The sequence below is a fragment of the Dyella sp. AtDHG13 genome, assembly GCF_003201105.1.
Lineage (GTDB): Bacteria > Pseudomonadota > Gammaproteobacteria > Xanthomonadales > Rhodanobacteraceae > Dyella > Dyella jiangningensis_B.
In genome coordinates this window covers 146267-162507 of the sequence record NZ_QICJ01000012.1, presented here as the reverse complement: position 1 = coordinate 162507, position 16241 = coordinate 146267, and the positions used below count along the sequence as shown (strand labels likewise).

Genomic DNA, 16241 nt, shown 5'->3' with positions numbered 1-16241 from the left:
GTGACGGGCAGTAACGCGACCGTGGCCTCCGCCACGTCGACGCAGGCGCCGGCCGAGCGCCTGCGCATCACCGAGATCTTCCATTCGATCCAGGGCGAGGCCGATGCCATCGGCTGGCGCACGGTGTTCGTGCGCTTGACCGGTTGCCCGCTGCGCTGCGTGTGGTGCGACACCGAGTATTCCTTCTACGGCGGCGACTGGCGCGCCATCGACGACATCGTGGCCGAGGTGGCTTCGCATGGCGCCAGGCACGTGTGCGTGACCGGCGGCGAGCCGCTGGCGCAGAAGCGCTGCGTGATCCTGCTCAAGCGCCTGTGCGATGCCGGCCACGACGTGTCGCTGGAAACCTCCGGCGCGCTGGACGTGTCGCAGGTGGATCCGCGCGTGCGCAAGGTGATGGACCTTAAGGCCCCGGATTCGGGCGAGGCCGCGCGCAACCTGTGGTCGAACCTCGAGCAACTGTTGCCGCACGACCAGGTGAAGATCGTCATCGCCAGCCGCGCGGATTACGAATGGGCGCGCGACGCCGTCGCCGAGCATCGCATCACCGAGCGCTGCATGGTGCTGTTCTCGCCCGTGCACGGCGCCATCCAGCCCCGCGAGCTGGCGGAATGGATCATCGAGGACAAGCTCGACGTGCGCTTCCAGCTGCAGCTGCACAAACTGCTGTGGAACGACGCGCCGGGACATTGAGAGCAGGAGTGAGTAGTGCAGGAGTGAGTTAAGAGTAATGAGAAGTGAGAGAAGAGCCCTCGCGCGGCACCCTCACTGTCTCGTTCCTCGGCTCTTGCCCATTTGGAGTGAGAAGCGAGCAGTCAGATGTGAGGGAAGGCCGCAACGCGCCACTCTCACTCCTCACTACTCTTCACTCACTCCTCGCCTTACGCGCTTCGGCCTGTCTTGCCGGTGGCGCTTGTCGGTCGGATCACCGGCCTGAACCCTTGAGTGGAAGTCATCCCATGTCTGCAACCTCTCCCCGCAAGGCCGTCGTGCTCGTCTCCGGCGGCATGGATTCGGCGGTCACCATCGCCATCGCCCGCGAGCTGGGCTATCAGGTGCACGCGCTCAGCGTGGCCTATGGCCAGCGCCACAGCGCCGAGCTGGCGGCCTCCGAGCGGGTGTCGCGCCTGCTGGGCGCCGTCGAGCACAAGACCGTGCACGTGGACCTGCGCACCATCGGCGGCTCCGCGCTCACCGCGGACATCGACGTGCCGCTCGACCAGACGGGCGAGCAGGGCATCCCGGTGACCTACGTGCCGGCCCGCAACACCATCATGCTGTCCATCGCTCTGGGCTGGGCGGAGGTGCTGGGTTCCAACGACATCTGGTGCGGCGTGAACGCGGTGGACTATTCGGGCTACCCCGACTGCCGCCCGGCTTTCATCGAGGCGTTCGAGCAGCTGGCGAACGTGGCGACCAAGGCCGGCGTGGAAGGCGCCGGCATCCGCATCCACGTGCCGCTGATGCGCATGAGCAAGGCCGACATCGCCCGCGAAGGCCAGCGCCTGGGCGTGGATTTCGCCGAGACCGTCAGCTGCTACCAGGCGGACGACCAGGGCCGCGCCTGCGGCCACTGCGATGCCTGCCGCCTGCGGGCCCAGGGCTTCAGCGCCGCGGGCCTGCCGGACCCCACCCGCTACGCCTGAACGGGGCTTGCTTGTGCCGGGGGCGTCCAGCCCATAAAATGTTGGGCTCGCTTTTCAAGCGTGGGCCGTTAGCTCAGTCGGTAGAGCAGTAGACTTTTAATCTATTGGTCGATGGTTCGAATCCATCACGGCCCACCAATCATGCGGAAAGACCCGCGGAAACGCGGGCCTTTTTTTGTCTGGCGAAAGGGCCGTGCTCCAGCCGCCGAGCGACGGCTCAGCTTGCCTGTCGCCAGGAGTCGGCGGGCTTCTGCGGGTTGGAGTGGCGCTCCATCACCGGCATGCGCGGCAGGTCGAACCAGAAGGTGCTGCCTCGCCCCGGCTCGGAGCGCAGCCCGATGCGCGTGCCCAGCAGGCGGGCGAGGCGTTCGGCGATGGCGAGACCGAGCCCGTAGCCGCCGCGGCGTTCGCTTTCACCGGCCTGCAATTGCACGAATTCCTCGAAGATGCGCTGTTGGTGGATCACGGCGATGCCCGTGCCGTTGTCGCGTACTTCGATGCGGATGGACTGGCCGCACCGGCGCGCAGCGATCAGCACGCGCCCGGCGGGCGCGTTGGCGATGGCATTGCTCGCCAACTGATAGAGCAGGCTGGCCGCGACATCCGCATCGCTGTGCAATTGATGGTGGCTGCCGCGCCAGGTCAGCGTCACCTGATGGCGCGCTGCCTCGTGATTGAGCGAGGTGCGGTCGCGCATGAACAACTCGGCGGCGGTGAAGCCGACCGGTTTCACCGCGATCACGCCGGCGTCGAGGCGGGAGATTTCCAGCAGCGCATCCAGCAGGCGCGTCATCGACGCAATGCTGTTGCGCATCTGCTGGAACAGCGACTGCTGCTCCTGGCTGGCGTTCTGGTCCAGGCCGGCCGCAAACAGTTCCAGCGCCTGCAGCGGCTGGCGGAAGTGGTGGCTGACCAGCGCGATGAACTGCGATTTGCTGCGCGTGGCCGCCTGGCTCTGGCGCAGCCGGTCCAGCGCCTCGACGGCGTTGTCGTGCTGCATCGCGCTCCAGTCGCGGCGTTGTTCTTCCTGCAATTCGGACAGGCGTTGCAGGCTCTTGCGCAGCTCGATGAACTCGGTGCTCGCCGGCGTGTTGTCCAGTTGCGGATGGCGCGCGTTCACCAGCTCATGCACCGCGTAGCGCACCTGCGATAGCGGTTCGAGCACGCGATGGCGAATGGATACGCGCGCCAGCCACGCCAACACGAGAATGCCGGACGCGCATAGCGCACCCAGCAGCCAGACCATGGCTTGCGCCTGCCGCAGAGGGCGCGTGTCGACCTGCATGCTCACCCAGGACGAGGCGCTGCCCTGCGGACGCACCTCACTGCGATAGGTGGTGCTGCTGGTCGGAGAAAGGGTGCCGCTGCTCCACAGGCTTCCGTCCGCGCCATGCCATTCCACGCGCACCACGCGATCTTCCCGGGCTTCCTGCAGGGTTCTGTCCAGCGTGGCCTGGGTGGGCGCGCTGCCGCCGCTGGCGTCCAGCTCACCGGCCAGCCGCGACAGCCGCAGGGTGGCGGCGGCATTCACGCGCTCGGCAAGGTTGTGGGTCTGCTGTATGCACAGCGCCAGGATCAGGGCCAGGGCGGCCATGGTGCTGGGCAGGACGACATCGATGAACAGGCGTGGCAGCAGATGCGCGCGCGGTTCCATGCCTCACACCTCCCGCGCGCGGCCACGGGGCGACCGCGAGCCTGTGCGTCGCTTCCGTGGTCCTTGTGGCTGGCAGACGCCGATGAACGGCATGAGGCGGAATCCGGTAGTCAGGGGTCAAAAGGTCCATCGGGCGCGCCGCGGCACGGAGTCGCCCTGGTTCGCACTCTAAAAGAAACCGTTCCACCCCTTCGATACGCACTTCGTTCTAGCGCGAGGCGCCATAGTGCTAACGGTCTATGGGGTTTCGCAGCGGAGCCTTGCTGCATTGCGGAACCCGCCGCATGACGCGGAACGCGTTTGGCGCTACCTTGCCACCCGACGCCCATCCCCGGGCGAATTGGAGAGCCCCATGTCCTCACGTTGTCGCTGGTTGATCGCTGTTTCCCTGCTGGGTCTGGCCGGTGCCGCCCTGGCGCAGGATATTCCCGCCAACCTGCCCAAGCGCAAGCCGGGCCTGTGGGAAATGCAGACCTCCGGCATGGGCGGCCAGCCCCAGACGACCAAGTTCTGCCTCGACGCCGAGACCGACGCGGCGATGTACAAGATGGGCACGCACATGAGCGGCCAGATGTGCAGCAAGTTCAACATCGACGTGCAGGGCGGCAACAAGGTCGTGACCGACGCCGTCTGCAAGATCGACACGCCCAACGGCGCGGTCAACATGACCAGCCACAGCGAAACCACCTACCAGGGTGACAGCGCCTATTCCACGCAGGGCCACATCACCTACAACCCCGCCATCATGGGCCATGCCGACATGACCATGACCAGCACCGGCCACTGGGTCGGCCAGTGCGCGGCCGGGCAGAAGCCGGGCGACATGGTCATGGCCAATGGCCAGACGTTCAACATCAAGGACATGCCCGGCCACTGAGGCGGGCGGTGTTCAGGGGGAGCTGGGCGCCATCAACTGGCGCACCAGCGCCTCGTGTTCGGCATCGATCTTTTTCAGCCGCGCCTGCATGGCGGCGTCGCTCACCCATTGCGCGCTGTAGGCGCGGCGGCGGTCGAGGTTGAACTCGATATCGGCGAAGGGCACCAGCGTCTCGTTGCCGGCGGGCATGAAGCCGCTGATGTCGTGGATCAGATGCAGTTTCGCCAGCTCGGCCTGGGCATTCCTGCCCTTGGCATAAGAGGTCAACGCGGCGGCGACGCGCTGGCGCAGGTCGGCGGGAAGGTCGGTGCGTATCACCACCACCGCATGCGGAATCAGGCTGGACGTCCATAGCACGCGCACGCGCGCGTACTGATCGGGAAAGCGCTCCGCGAAGCGCTCCATGTCGGCCGTGTTGTTGGTGGCGACGTCGGCCTCGTTGTTGGCGACGGCGAGCGCGTTGTTCTGGTGATTGTCGACAGATACGTTGGCGAAGAACGTATCCGAGTCCAGCCGGCGATTGGCGAACACCTGCGTCTCGGGTACGAGGTAGCCGGAAACCGAGAGCACTTCGCCGCGCGCATAGCGCAGCTTGCCCGGCTGCTTGTACAGGTCGTCCAGGCTTTGCAGCGGCGAATCGCGGGGTACGAGCAATACCGAGTAATAGCCGCGCGAACCGTTGCTGCGGGTCAGCTGGGCGATCACCTGCATGCGGTCGTGGATCACTGCGTCCAGCGCCAGCCGGCCGGATACGAAGGCAAAGTCCACGCGCTCCTCGGCCATGGCCTCGCCCAACCCTTCATACGTGCTGACCGACAGGCTGCGGATGGGCAGGTGCAGCGTGTGGCTCAGGTCGTCGAGCATCGGGCGCCAGGCGGCGAGCGACTCGGAAGGACCGCCGATCGGCAGGATGCCGAAGGTCAGGGCATTGATATGCCCCGTGGCCTGCGTCTGGTCCGCGCACACCGCCGGTGCGCCGAGCAGGAGCAGCACAAGCAGCCACGCCACCCTCATCCCCGCGAAGCGTGCCGTGCGGGTCTTGCTGCGTTGGCTTGCGATCCTGTCCTTCGGCACGGCGTGACCCCGAATAGATCAGAGCATCCCTGCGAACATGGGCTGGCGTTGGCGATGAAGCCGGTCAAAGGCCGCTGATGCGGCGCGATGCAACCACGGCTTCCACCCGGTTGCGTACATTGAGCGCGCGGAAGATGGCAGCAAGGTGAATCTTCACCGTGCCTTCGCTGATGCCCAGGTCACGGGCGATGAGCTTGTTCGGCTTGCCCTGCGAAAGCAGCCGCAGCACGTCGATCTGGCGTTCGGTGAGCAGCTTGCGCAGCCGCTCTTCCAGCGAATCGGCCGCGTTGGCCGGCGCCTGCGCCGCCACGCTCGGTGCCGGTGCGGAGGCCGCGCCGTCCGGGCGTTCCTGCAGCATCAGGGGCGGCACGTAGATGCCGCCGGACAACACCAGGCGCACGGCGGACAGCATCACGTCGGGCGAATAGGCCTTGGGAATGAAACCCTGCACGCCCATGGCCAGCAGGCTCTTCATCAGTGCGCCGTCCTCGGAGCCGGACAGCACCATCACGGGAACCTGCGGGAGATGCTCGATCACCTCGGCCAGATGCTCGCTGCCCTGCACGCCGGGCATGGCCAGGTCGATGAGCGCGAGCGACAGCGACGAGGCCTCGGGCGAATGGATCGCTTCGCGAAGTTCCGCCATGTCCATGGCCGTGACAAAACTCGTGTCCGACCCAAGCTCGGCCAGCTTGAGCTTGACCCCTTCGACGATGAGTCGATGGTCGTCTGCGATCAATATGCGCATGTCGTTCCCCATGGCGCCTGCGGCTCTCCCATCGCCGCACATCCGGCTTGCGCAACATAGCCCCAGCCTGTGCGCACGGCAACCTCAAGGAGCGTACGAACGACATAGCCTCAACGAGATATGGCCGGTCTGTCGTTTGATCGTGAAAATTCATCCACCGCGATGGGGGAGTCGCTCATGGGCGCTGCGCTCCGGTGCATGCAGGGACAGCGCGGGATGCGCACGCTGGCGCGTCCCGTTGGCGGCACCGGAGGTTCCGGCACGACATGAGCGACACGCCCGGTGTGATCGGCTCGCCGATGGCGTGTTGCGCCCAGCCCCTTCCCAACGCTTTGGAACCTCCGGCATGCGCGGCATGACGCCTGCGCCGATCGGTGGCTTGCCACGGATGGCTCCTTCTTCCCCGCACGGGGCGGCTTCTTCTCTTCCATGCGGGGCTTCGCCCCGTGCGCCCGTTGGCCTGCACGGCGACATGTATCGTCGTAGACTTCGGCGCGCGTCCCCCGGCAGGCACAGGGTGTTCCGGCCGGGGCCATGGAGCAACACGCAATAGGCTCTGACGGCTATCGATGCCATGCGGCTGCTGGAATGTTTCGCACCTTTGTTTGCCTATGGCTTGCTGATCGACGAGCAGGCGGCAAGCCAGAATCTCCCTGACGACGAATGGCCGTCCGTACACGCTCGCGCGCTTGCGCTGGTGGAGCAGGCGCGCGGCGCCGCGTTCGCGCGCGGCAAGCCGCTGGCGGAGGTGGAGCTGGCGGCCTTCGCGGCCATCGCCTGGCTGGACGAGCTGGCGATGCGGCGAGGCGGCTGGGGCAACCAGGTCGGCACGCTGCAGCACGTGCTCTACCGCACCGGCGGCGCCGCTACGGAATTCTTCGACCAGCTTGGCCGCCTGGGCAGCGACGAGGAAGAAGTGCGCGAAGTCTTCGGCATGGCGCTGCTGCTCGGCTTCCGCGGCCAGTACTACTACGAGCAGGGCGACAGCGGCGAGCTGGGCCGCATCAAGGCGCTTTACTGCCCGGCCAGCACCGGCGCGGCTGCCGTGCTGCAGTCGCTGCAGCGCGAATCGGTGACGCCGCAGCCATACATGACGCCCGGCTCGCCGGTGCTGCGCCTGCCGGGAACATGGATAGGACGCCGGCTGGCGCAGCTGGTCGCCGCGCTCGTGGTGCTGCTGGTGTTCGTGGCTTTTGTGGCGCCGGTCTTCAGCCAGGCCATTTCGGAGCAGGCGTGGTTCCTGGGTGGCATCGTGCTGGCCGTGCTGGGCGTGATTGGCTGGGTCGGCGCGCTGGCCTGGCAGTCGCTGGTGATGATGCGCGCGCATACGCGCGTGGCCGACAGCACGGATTCCGGCTATGGCATCGGCAGCCTGTCGGCGGCGGTGAGGGATGCCGCGCGCCGCCTGCGTGGCGCGATCCTTCATCCGTTCCGGCGGCGGGGCGAATGGCGGCAGTTGTCGCGACATCCCTGGCTGCTGTTCGTCGGCGACAGCCCAGCCGACGTGCGTTCGCTGTTGCAGGCGGCTGCCGCCGCGCCGCACGCGCGGGAACACTCGCGCGCCAACGATGCGCAGCCCTGGCATTGGTGGGTGTTCCGCGCACTGGTGGCCGTTGAACCGGGGCCGCGCCTGTCGCATCCGCACGCCGCCATCGGCGATGGCGATGCGCCGTGGTCGAAGGCCTTGTCGCTGCTCGCCCGGGAGCGCCGCAAGCTGCCGCTGGACGGCATGGTCATCTGCGTGGCGGCACAGAGCCTGCGCGAACCGGAAGGCGCGGTGGCTTCGTATGCCGATCGACTGCGCCGGCTTGCCGACGAGGCCACGCGCCGGCTCCAGTTGCAGCTGCCCGTCTACGTCGTAGTGACCGGGCTGGAAGGATTGCCGGGCCATGCCGCCTTCCGCGCGGCCTTGCCCAGCTCGGTATTCCGTCGCGTGCTGGGCTGGCGCAAGGGTTTCCAGAGTCGCGAGGGCGTGCCGGATGGGCGCCTGGACGTCCAGGCGGACGTGGTGGCCGGAAAGCTGGTGTCGGCGGCGCTGGCCGTGCTGGCGACCGAGCATGATCCGCATCGTCGCCGCGAGGCGTTCGCCTTCCTGCAGTCGCTGTACGGCGTGCAGCGTGGCCTGCGCGCTTTCGTCGAGCGGTTGCAGGCCAGCGACGTCGGCGGCGAGCGCCGCCTGCACTGGCAAGGCCTGTACGTCACCGGCGGCGCGCGCAACGACGCACCCAGCGGCGACTTCGTGGACGATCTCTTCAACCGCTTCCTGCCCGCCGACCGCGTGCTTGCCCGTCGCGTGGCGCCCAGGCCCTGATCAGGCCGCGGCGCGCGACGCGCTCCAGGCCACCATCAGCGCCTCGCGCAGTTGCTCCGGCGATACGGGCTTGTAGAGCACGGGAATGCGCGCGGCCATGATTTCGCGCAACCGGTCGCTGCGTGTTTCGCCGGTGATGAGCAGGCGAGGGAAGGGCGGGTTGCCGTCGATCTGGTAATGCGCATCCAGCGCGGCGAGCACATCCAGGCCGCTTTCGCCGTCGCGCAGGCGCAGGTCGGAAATGACGATGTCCGGCGGCTCGTTCCATTCCTCCGCGGCCTGCAAGGCCTGCACGCGATCTTCGGCCACCGCCACCTTGCAGCCCCAGCTGGCCAGCAGATAGCGGATGCCGGACAGGATGGCCGGTTCGTCGTCGATCACCAGCACGCGCATGCCCGATACGTCGGCCAGCGGCTCATGCGCGCCCGCGGGCGGGATCTGCTGCGCGGGCACTTCAGGCAGGTGGAAGCTGAAGACGCTGCCGTGGCCCGGCTTGGATTTGAGCTGCACGCGCGTGTCCAGCAGTTCGGCCAGGCGCTGCACGGTCGCCAGCCCCAGGCCCAGGCCACGTCGGCGGCTGGTGTCGTGTTCGTTGCCGTGGCATTCCACCCGATAGAACTCGTCGAAGACGCGCACCTGGTGTTCCGGCGCGATGCCGCTGCCGGTATCCCATACGTCCACGCGCACGGTGCCGTCGTCGCGGCGCCGCGCCACCACCAGCACGCCGCCGCGGCTGGTGTAGCGCAGCGCGTTGCTCACCAGGTTGTTGAGGATGCGCGAGAGCATCGTGCGGTCGCTGCGTACCCACAGATCCGTGGCGCGCATGATCAGGCGCAGGCCGTGCTGCTCGGCGATCATGCGGAAGTTGCGGCTCACTTCCTGGAACACGTGGTCGAGCGGGAACTCGGCGATGTCGATCTGCATGGCGCCGGTTTCCAGGCGCGACAGGTCGAGCAGCTCGCTGAACAGGTGATCGAGCGCTTCCACGCACTCCTGGATGTGCGCGATGCGATCCAGGCGGATGGGATCGCGCTCGTCCTCCGCCAGGGCCGAGGAGAACAGCGTCAGCGCATACAGCGGCTGGCGCAGGTCGTGGGATGCGGCGGCGAGGAAGCGCGCCTTGGCCACGCTGGCGGCTTCGAGCGCGGCGTTCTTGCGCGCCAGTTCGACGGTGGCGTGCTCGATCTCGCGCTCCATGCCGCGCTGCACGTCGAACAAGGCCATGGCGGCGCTGTTGAAGCCCCGTTGCAGTTCGCCGATCTCGGTCTGGTCGGTGACTTCCACCTCCACATGGCGATCGCCGCGGCCGAGCTGGTGCACGGCGTCCACGAGGCGGCGCAGCGGCGCGCTGATCCAGCGCGCGGCCTGCCACGCGATGATCGCCGCCACCACCAGGCTGATGACCAGCGCGAGCAGCGCATGGCGAAGGCTGGCCTGCTGCATGGCGATGGCATCGCGCAGGCTCACGTCGACCACTACCGTGCCCAGCACTGGCTGGCCAGGGCGGTCGGTATCCACCACGTCGCGCACCACCGTCAGGCTTTCGCCGTTGTCGGCGCCGCTGCGGCCCAGGCTGTCGGCCAGGATCTCGCCGTCGGCGGCGCGGATCTGCACGCGGGCGACGTGGGGCAGGTCGCCGATGGATTCGGCGATGCGCACCAGCTCGCGCCGCTGCATGTCGCGCAGTGGCGCGGCGGTCACCGAGGCGGCCTGGGTGGCGATGGCGTCGGCGGTGTTCTGCGCCATGCCGCGCAAGGTCATCAACTGCTGCGGCGCGAGCATGGCGACCAGCAGCGTGGCCGTCACCAGGGTGGGCACCAGGGCGACCAGCGCGAGCCGCTGCATCAGCGACGTGCGACGCCACCATTGCACCGTCCGGGAGTTGGCCCCTGTACGCATGAAATCCCCTTGCACCCGTCTGATGTCAGGCAGGCCCAGCCTAGCGCGATTCACCAGGGCCGACAGCAGGCCGACCGGCGTAGCCCGTCGGGCCGGTGACGCCTGCGTGAAATGGTTGCGAGCATCCCTTGGGCGGTGCTCAGTCCTGCGGGTGGACAGGCGCATGTCCGGGGGTGTTGCGGTGACGGCGACGCGTGAAACGCTCCACCAGCAGCGGCAGCAGGGCCAGCACGGCGATGGCGGAGATCGGTAGCCACACGCTCCGCTGCATCAGCAGGCCGGGACCGAAATGGCCGTGGCTTTGCGCCAGCGCTTCGCCCAGGCCGGCGCCGATGGAGGTCTCGAAGATCAGGGAGACCGTTCCGCCCAGCCAGCTGGCGCCCAGGAACAGCCACAGCGGGCAACGCAGCCACGCCAGCGCCACCGTGACCAGGCCGAACGGCGCCACCGGCACGAAGCGCAGGAACATGGTGTAGGCCACCGGATGCCGTTCGAAGCCGTGGTGCAGCTTGTCCACGATGGCGGGCGGGTGCTTGCTGCCCGCGCCGAACGCATAGCGGCTGGCCAGGAACAGGATCAGCGTGCCCAGCGTCAGCCCGATGGAGGAATAGATGCTGCCTTCCACCACGCCGAAGGCGAAGCCGCCGGCGATGATGATGATCACCGTGCCAGGCACGCCGGTCGACATGGCCAGCGTGAGCAGGCCGATGAAGGTGATGCGGGTAAGCCAGGGCGCGGCGGCGATGTCGGCGCGCATCTGCGCCTGGTGCTGCACCAGTTGCTCCGGGTGCAGGCGATCCATCAGGCCGGAGCTGAACAGCGCGATGCCGGCGGCGACCAGCAGGATCAGCGGCAGCGCGGCGCGCAGGCGGCTCAATAGTGCTGTCCGCTCTGGCCGTAGGTCGCCAGCACGCCGCGCGCTTGCTCGCGCAGGATGTCACGGCGCACGGCGATGCCGCGGCGCTCCAGTTCGCCGATCCAGTCGGCCGGCAGCGGGCCTTCGTCGAACTCGGTGAGTTCTTCCACGTCCTCGGCGCGCGCGCCGATCAGGAGCTCATCCACGCCGGCCCACACCGTGGCGCCGTAGCACTGGCAGCAGGGCTGCGCGCTGGTGGCGAGCGTATAGCGGCCGCCATCGGCGTTCAGGCGAAACGCCGCCAGGCGCTGCTGGGCGCTCATGTAGGCCATCATTTCGGCGTGCGCCACGGAGCAGGTCTGCGGCACCACGCGATTGACGCCGACGGACACCACGCGTCCGTGCCCGTCGAACACCGCCGCGCCGAACGGGCCGCCTTGGCTGCGCTCAATGTTCAGGCGCGAGAGTTCGATGGCGAGAGCCACGCGTTCCTCGTCGGTGGTGTAGCGCTTGTGGGTGTCGACCACTTCGCCGATCCAGGGCGGGAGGGTCAGGTGGATCTGTTGGGGGAGCATGCTGCCTTCCTTGTGACGCGAACGTCAGCCAGCCTGCTTGGCCCACGCGTCACGCAGCGTGACGGTGCGGTTGAAGACCGGCTTGTCGCTCGTGTGATCGATACGGTCGGCCACGAAATAGCCCAGGCGTTCGAACTGGAAGCGCTGCTCCGGCTCCACCTTCGCCGCCGCCGGTTCCAGCCATGCGGTGACGACGCGCTTGGCGTCCGGGTTGATGTGCTCGATCCAGGTCTTGCCGTCGGTCTCGTCGTCCGGGTCCGGCACGTTGAACAGGCGGTCGTACACGCGCACTTCGCTGGACACGCCGTGCCTGGCGCTCACCCAGTGGATGGTGCCCTTCACCTTGCGGTCGGCGCCCGGCATGCCCTGGCGCGATTCGAGATCCAGCGTGCAGCGCAGTTCGACCACGTTGCCGTCGGCGTCCTTCACCAGCTCGTCGCACTTGACGATACCCACACCGCGCAGGCGCACTTCGCCGTCGGGCTTGAGACGGTGGAAGCCCTTCGGCGGCACTTCGGCGAAATCCTCGCGCTCGATCCACAGCTCGCGCGAGAACGGCACGTCGCGCGTGCCGAAGCTCTCGTCCTTCGGATGGTTGGCGAACGTGAGCTGTTCCTCGTGGCCTTCCGGCAGGTTGGTGATCACCAGCTTGAGCGGATCGAGCACGGCCATGCGGCGCGGCGCGGTGGCGTCGAGATCCTCGCGCACGCAGTTTTCCAGGATGGAGTAGTCGATGATGCTGTTCTGCTTGCTCACGCCCAGGCGCTCGATGAGCAGGCGCAGGCCGCCCGGCGTGAAGCCGCGGCGACGCAAGCCGCGCAGCGTATTCATGCGCGGATCGTCCCAGCCGTCCACCAGGTTCTCATTCACCAGCTGCGCGAGCTTGCGCTTGCTGGTGATGGAGTAGGAGAGGTTGAGGCGCGAGAACTCGATCTGCCGCGGCTTGGCCGGTTCCGTGCGGAAGCCGCCTTCGCGCAGGTGCTGCCACAGCTCCGGATGGTTGACCAGGTCGACCTTGTCCACGAACCAGTCGTACAGCGGGCGGTGGTCTTCGAACTCCAGCGTGCACAGCGAGTGCGTGATGCCTTCCAGCGCGTCGGACAGGCAGTGTGCGTAGTCGTACATCGGATAGATCGGCCAGGCGTCGCCGGTGTTCTGGTGCGGCACCTTGCGGATGCGGTAGATGGCCGGATCGCGCATGTTCATGTTGCCCGAGGCCATGTCGATCTTCGCGCGCAGCGTCTTGGCGCCGTCGGCGAATTCGCCCTCGCGCATGCGGCGGAACAGGTCGAGGTTTTCCTCCACGCTGCGCTCGCGGAACGGCGAGTTGCGGCCCGGCTCGGTGAGCGTGCCGCGATAGGCGCGCATGTCTTCCGGGCTCAGGTCATCCACGTAGGCCACGCCGTCCTTGATCAGCTTGACGGCCGCGTCGTAGAACACCTCGAAATAGTCCGAGGCGTGGCGCAGGTCGTGCCACTCGTAGCCGAGCCAGCGCACGTCGTCCTTAATGCCTTCGACGAACTCCGGGTCTTCCTTGCCGGGGTTGGTGTCGTCCAGGCGCAGGTTGCACCAGCCGGTGAACTCGCGGGCAATGCCGAAGTTCAGGCAGATCGCCTTGGCGTGGCCGATGTGCAGGTAGCCGTTGGGCTCGGGCGGAAAGCGCGTGCGGATGGCGTGATGCTTACCGGTGGCCAGGTCCTCGCGGATGATCTGGCGGATGAAATCCCTTTGAACATCGGCCCGTTGCCCCTCGGCCTGCGGGGCAGCGGGCGAGGCGGTGGTTTCAACGGCGGCGTTTTCGGTAGACATCGGAGCGTGGCTCGTACGCGGTGGTGGAAACAGGTGAGTTTACCTTGTCCGTAGGTGGGGGTGTTTTGCCCGGTTTTCAGGGGCCGGGCCGGCAGGGAACAGGCCGGCAAGTGGCCGCGAACAGCGCTCTTCACCCGTCTAACACGCCCAGGACAAGAACTTGCCCTCCCGACGCCCCGGCGCTAGCGTGAGCCCATGCGCATCGTTTACCGAGCCGAAAGCCTGATCGACGCCCACCTGGTCAAGGACGCGTTGGAGCGCGCCGACGTCCCGGCCTTCGTTTCCGGCGAATACCTGACCGGGGCCGTGGGCCAGCTGCCCGCCCTGGACTACGTGGCCGTGCTGGTGCCCGAGGCCAGCCTGGCCGCGGCGGAGCAGGTGGTGCGCGAGGTGGAGCGCGATCTCCAGGAAGCCCGTCTCGCGCTCAACGACCCCGACGAAGACCCGGACGCGCCGCAGCCGGCCTTCTGCTGAGCGGCGCAGGCGGCAACGCGCGCTATCCTGCCGCCTTTCCCGTCTCACCGGAGCCTTCGACCTTGAACGCGTCATTGCAGCAGATAGCCACGCTGATCCGCGCCGTACCGGACTTTCCCAAGCCCGGCGTGATGTTTCGCGACATCACGCCGCTGCTGGCCGATGCCGGCGGCTTCGCCCGCTGCATCGACGCGCTGGCCGAGCCCTGGCAGGGCAGTGGCGTGCAGGCCGTGTGCGGCATCGAATCGCGCGGCTTCATCTTCGGCGCGGCGCTCGCGCAGAAGCTGCACGCGGGTTTCGTGCCGCTGCGCAAGCCCAACAAGCTGCCGCCGCCGGTGGTGTCGGTGGATTACCAGCTCGAATACGGCGTGGATCGCCTGGAGGCGCGCAACGACGCCTTGCGTCCGGGAGAACGCGTGCTCATCGTCGATGACGTGCTCGCCACCGGCGGCACGCTGGCGGCGGCGCGCGCGCTGGTGCTGAAGCTGGGCGCGCAACTGGTGGGCGCCAGCGTGGTGATCGAACTGGCCGCACTGCAGGGCCGCGAACGCTGGCAGGACGACGCGGCGTCCTTGCAGGCCCTGCTGCGTTACTGACGCGAAGCGCGGCGCAAGTTCACTGCGCCGGCGCCACGCTCTCCACGTACACCAGCTCGCAGGCGCCGTTGCCGGTGTCGTCGCGCGTCATCGAGGTATGCCAGCGCCAGCCGTCGGGGCGGCTGGCATCCACCAGGAAACCTTCCAGATGGATCACTTCGCCGGGGCGCACGCTTTCCAGCTCGCGGCGTGCCGTGTCGTCCGCGGGAATCATGTGCATGTTGGCGCTGGACTGCTCGATCTCGCGCCGTGGAATCGGAAAGCGGTCGACATGCCAGTGATAGAAACGGTTTTCCTGGCTGATCTGCACCTGCGACAGCACGGCGCTGTCCGACATGCGGCCCCAGCCCAGCGCCAGGTCGATGGGCGCCAGCGAGGCGCCGGCATCGAAGCGGTAATCCTCGCGTGACAGCACGCGTGCCGTGAGTTCGAAGCGCGCACGCGTGAGCAGCGACACGTCCCCACGCCGCAGCGTGGCGCCTTCGTCCAGGTCGATCTGCGTGGGCGCCTCGGGCGCGAGCACGCCGGCGGCGTGTTCGATGGGCCGATGACGCCACCAATGCACGCCGCCCAGCAGCGCGATCAGCGGCAGGCCGATGACGATGAAGCGCTGCATGCAGGCGTCAGCGTGCCGGCAAACGGGCGGGCTTGGCCTCGGCGGTGATATCCGGCTTCAGCAGGTTGGCGGGCAGGTCGCGGATCACCGCCGCGAAACGCTCCAGGAACGGCCCCATCGACGAACTCTTGCGCCACGCCAGCGCTATGCGGCGGCTCGGCGGATGGCCGGCGAATTCCAGCAGGTGCACGTTGTCCGTGCGTGCCACCGGCGGCTTGATCGCGAGCGTGGGCAACAGCGTGATGCCCACGTTCGCCGCCACCATCTGGCGCAGGGTTTCCAGGCTGGTGGCGCGGAAACCCGAGCGCTCGCCCGCGCCCGCCAGCTGGCACACTTCCAGCGCCTGATCGCGCATGCAGTGGCCGTCTTCGAGCAGCAGCAGGCTTTCGTCTTCCAGGTCGTCCAGCTTCAGGCGCTTCTGCTTGTGCGCCAGCGGATGGTCTTCCGGCACGGCGAGCACGAAGGGTTCCTCGAACAGGAACTCCGTATGCAGGCTTTCCTCGTGCAGCGGCAACGCGAGAATGCCCACGTCCAGCGAGCCTTCGCGCAGCAGGCGAATCACCTGCTCGGTCTTTTCCTCCACCAGCAGCAGTTCGAGCCGCGGGAAGTGCTTGCGCACCAGTGGCACCAGATGCGGCAGCAGGTACGGGCCCAGCGTGGGGAAAATGCCCAGGCGCAGCGTGCCCGATTCCGGATCGCGCGTGCGCTGCGCAATCGCCTTGATCTCTTCGATTTCCGACAGCACGCCACGCGCGCGGCGGGCGATCTCGCGGCCGGTTTCGGTGAGCAGCACCTTGCGCGGCGTGCGCTCCACCAGCGCCACGCCCAGTTCGTCCTCCAGCTTCTTGATCTGGGTGGACAAGGTGGGCTGGCTCACGAAACTGGCCTCGGCCGCGCGGCCGAAATGCCGGTGCTCGGCGAGGGCGACAAGGTAGTGCAGGTCACGCAAATTCATGGGGAGGCGCCTGGGTGATGCGATAGCTCGTATCAATCATAGTGGTGTTTTTCATCGCCAGAAACAATCCTGCTTCAGGTCGCTAGTCAGTTCTCAAAGCCGTCATCCCAGCGAAAGCTGGGATCCAGTGTCTTTGGGTCGCGATAACCCC

Annotated in this window: 15 protein-coding genes and 1 tRNA gene; 7 read left to right on the top strand and 9 right to left on the bottom strand. The window is 67.6% G+C overall.

Features of this window, described 5'->3' with window-relative positions:
• The 3 genes from queE (at position 1) to BDW41_RS18635 (ending at position 1784) form a co-directional block, all read left to right on the top strand.
• The gene (gene queE, locus BDW41_RS18645) at positions 1-693 is read left to right on the top strand and encodes a 7-carboxy-7-deazaguanine synthase QueE (RefSeq protein ID WP_074550441.1); all 693 of its coding nucleotides are present in this window, start codon (positions 1-3) and stop codon (positions 691-693) included.
• 266 nt (positions 694-959) lie between these two features.
• The gene (queC, locus tag BDW41_RS18640; RefSeq protein WP_074550444.1) at positions 960-1646 is read left to right on the top strand and encodes a 7-cyano-7-deazaguanine synthase QueC; all 687 of its coding nucleotides are present in this window, start codon (positions 960-962) and stop codon (positions 1644-1646) included.
• A 62-nt stretch (positions 1647-1708) separates the two neighbouring features.
• Positions 1709-1784 (top strand) — tRNA-Lys (locus BDW41_RS18635).
• 79 nt (positions 1785-1863) lie between these two features.
• Here the strand turns inward: BDW41_RS18635 and BDW41_RS18630 are convergent.
• Positions 1864-3300, bottom strand: coding sequence for a HAMP domain-containing sensor histidine kinase (locus tag BDW41_RS18630; RefSeq protein WP_074550446.1), 1437 nt, complete (start codon positions 3298-3300; stop codon positions 1864-1866).
• A gap of 352 nt (positions 3301-3652) precedes the next feature.
• Between BDW41_RS18630 and BDW41_RS18625 the strand changes: the two genes are divergently transcribed.
• Entirely contained in the window at positions 3653-4177 is a 525-nt protein-coding gene (locus tag BDW41_RS18625) for a DUF3617 family protein (RefSeq protein ID WP_074550448.1), read from the top strand.
• A gap of 12 nt (positions 4178-4189) precedes the next feature.
• Here BDW41_RS18625 and phnD read toward each other — a convergent pair whose 3' ends face one another.
• A complete protein-coding gene (gene phnD / locus BDW41_RS18620; protein WP_074550450.1) occupies positions 4190-5191 on the bottom strand; it encodes a phosphate/phosphite/phosphonate ABC transporter substrate-binding protein in 1002 nt (333 codons plus the stop codon).
• A gap of 124 nt (positions 5192-5315) precedes the next feature.
• Positions 5316-5999, bottom strand: a complete 684-nt coding sequence (locus BDW41_RS18615; protein WP_074550685.1) for a response regulator transcription factor — start codon at positions 5997-5999, stop codon at positions 5316-5318.
• Between the two features lie 574 nt (positions 6000-6573).
• Between BDW41_RS18615 and BDW41_RS18610 the strand changes: the two genes are divergently transcribed.
• Complete coding sequence (locus BDW41_RS18610; protein ID WP_074550452.1) at positions 6574-8310, top strand: type VI secretion protein IcmF/TssM N-terminal domain-containing protein; 1737 nt, start codon at positions 6574-6576, stop codon at positions 8308-8310.
• On the opposite strand, the gene BDW41_RS18605 is transcribed toward BDW41_RS18610, so the two are convergent.
• The 4 genes from BDW41_RS18605 to BDW41_RS18590 form a co-directional block, all read right to left on the bottom strand.
• On the bottom strand, positions 8311-10209 hold the full coding sequence (locus BDW41_RS18605; RefSeq protein ID WP_074550454.1) for a hybrid sensor histidine kinase/response regulator: 1899 nt from the start codon (positions 10207-10209) through the stop codon (positions 8311-8313).
• A gap of 139 nt (positions 10210-10348) precedes the next feature.
• Positions 10349-11086, bottom strand: coding sequence for a VTT domain-containing protein (locus BDW41_RS18600; RefSeq protein ID WP_074550456.1), 738 nt, complete (start codon positions 11084-11086; stop codon positions 10349-10351).
• Entirely contained in the window at positions 11083-11640 is a 558-nt protein-coding gene (locus BDW41_RS18595) for a nucleoside deaminase (RefSeq protein WP_074550458.1), read from the bottom strand. Before BDW41_RS18595 ends, BDW41_RS18600 begins: the two co-directional genes overlap by 4 nt.
• Positions 11641-11664: 24 nt before the next feature.
• Complete coding sequence (locus BDW41_RS18590; protein ID WP_074550460.1) at positions 11665-13449, bottom strand: glutamine--tRNA ligase/YqeY domain fusion protein; 1785 nt, start codon at positions 13447-13449, stop codon at positions 11665-11667.
• Between the two features lie 195 nt (positions 13450-13644).
• Here BDW41_RS18590 and BDW41_RS18585 point away from each other — a divergent pair, with 195 nt between their 5' ends.
• Both BDW41_RS18585 and BDW41_RS18580 read left to right on the top strand, forming a co-directional pair.
• A complete protein-coding gene (locus tag BDW41_RS18585) occupies positions 13645-13923 on the top strand; it encodes a DUF2007 domain-containing protein (protein ID WP_074550462.1) in 279 nt (92 codons plus the stop codon).
• A gap of 74 nt (positions 13924-13997) precedes the next feature.
• Positions 13998-14519: an adenine phosphoribosyltransferase gene (locus BDW41_RS18580; protein ID WP_074550464.1), complete on the top strand. Its 522-nt coding sequence runs from the start codon at positions 13998-14000 to the stop codon at positions 14517-14519.
• A gap of 19 nt (positions 14520-14538) precedes the next feature.
• On the opposite strand, the gene BDW41_RS18575 is transcribed toward BDW41_RS18580, so the two are convergent.
• Positions 14539-15135 carry a hypothetical protein gene (locus BDW41_RS18575; protein ID WP_074550466.1) on the bottom strand — a complete coding sequence of 199 codons (597 nt, stop codon included), beginning with the start codon at positions 15133-15135 and terminating at the stop codon, positions 14539-14541.
• 7 nt (positions 15136-15142) lie between these two features.
• Positions 15143-16090: a DNA-binding transcriptional regulator OxyR gene (gene oxyR, locus BDW41_RS18570; protein ID WP_074550468.1), complete on the bottom strand. Its 948-nt coding sequence runs from the start codon at positions 16088-16090 to the stop codon at positions 15143-15145.
• Positions 16091-16241 lie beyond the last annotated feature (151 nt).

Bases quoted from the DNA above. Each gene is read 5' to 3' on its own strand.
- BDW41_RS18615 (WP_074550685.1), bottom strand. From the start codon at position 5,999: ATGCGCATATTGATCGCAGACGACCATCGACTCATCGTCGAAGGGGTC.
- BDW41_RS18595 (WP_074550458.1), bottom strand. From the start codon at position 11,640: ATGCTCCCCCAACAGATCCACCTGACCCTCCCGCCCTGGATCGGCGAA.
- phnD (WP_074550450.1), bottom strand. From the start codon at position 5,191: ATGAGGGTGGCGTGGCTGCTTGTGCTGCTCCTGCTCGGCGCACCGGCG.
- BDW41_RS18605 (WP_074550454.1), bottom strand. From the start codon at position 10,209: ATGCGTACAGGGGCCAACTCCCGGACGGTGCAATGGTGGCGTCGCACG.
- oxyR (WP_074550468.1), bottom strand. From the start codon at position 16,090: ATGAATTTGCGTGACCTGCACTACCTTGTCGCCCTCGCCGAGCACCGG.
- BDW41_RS18610 (WP_074550452.1), top strand. From the start codon at position 6,574: ATGCGGCTGCTGGAATGTTTCGCACCTTTGTTTGCCTATGGCTTGCTG.
- BDW41_RS18630 (WP_074550446.1), bottom strand. From the start codon at position 3,300: ATGGAACCGCGCGCGCATCTGCTGCCACGCCTGTTCATCGATGTCGTC.
- queC (WP_074550444.1), top strand. From the start codon at position 960: ATGTCTGCAACCTCTCCCCGCAAGGCCGTCGTGCTCGTCTCCGGCGGC.
- BDW41_RS18590 (WP_074550460.1), bottom strand. From the start codon at position 13,449: ATGTCTACCGAAAACGCCGCCGTTGAAACCACCGCCTCGCCCGCTGCC.
- BDW41_RS18625 (WP_074550448.1), top strand. From the start codon at position 3,653: ATGTCCTCACGTTGTCGCTGGTTGATCGCTGTTTCCCTGCTGGGTCTG.
- BDW41_RS18585 (WP_074550462.1), top strand. From the start codon at position 13,645: ATGCGCATCGTTTACCGAGCCGAAAGCCTGATCGACGCCCACCTGGTC.
- BDW41_RS18575 (WP_074550466.1), bottom strand. From the start codon at position 15,135: ATGCAGCGCTTCATCGTCATCGGCCTGCCGCTGATCGCGCTGCTGGGC.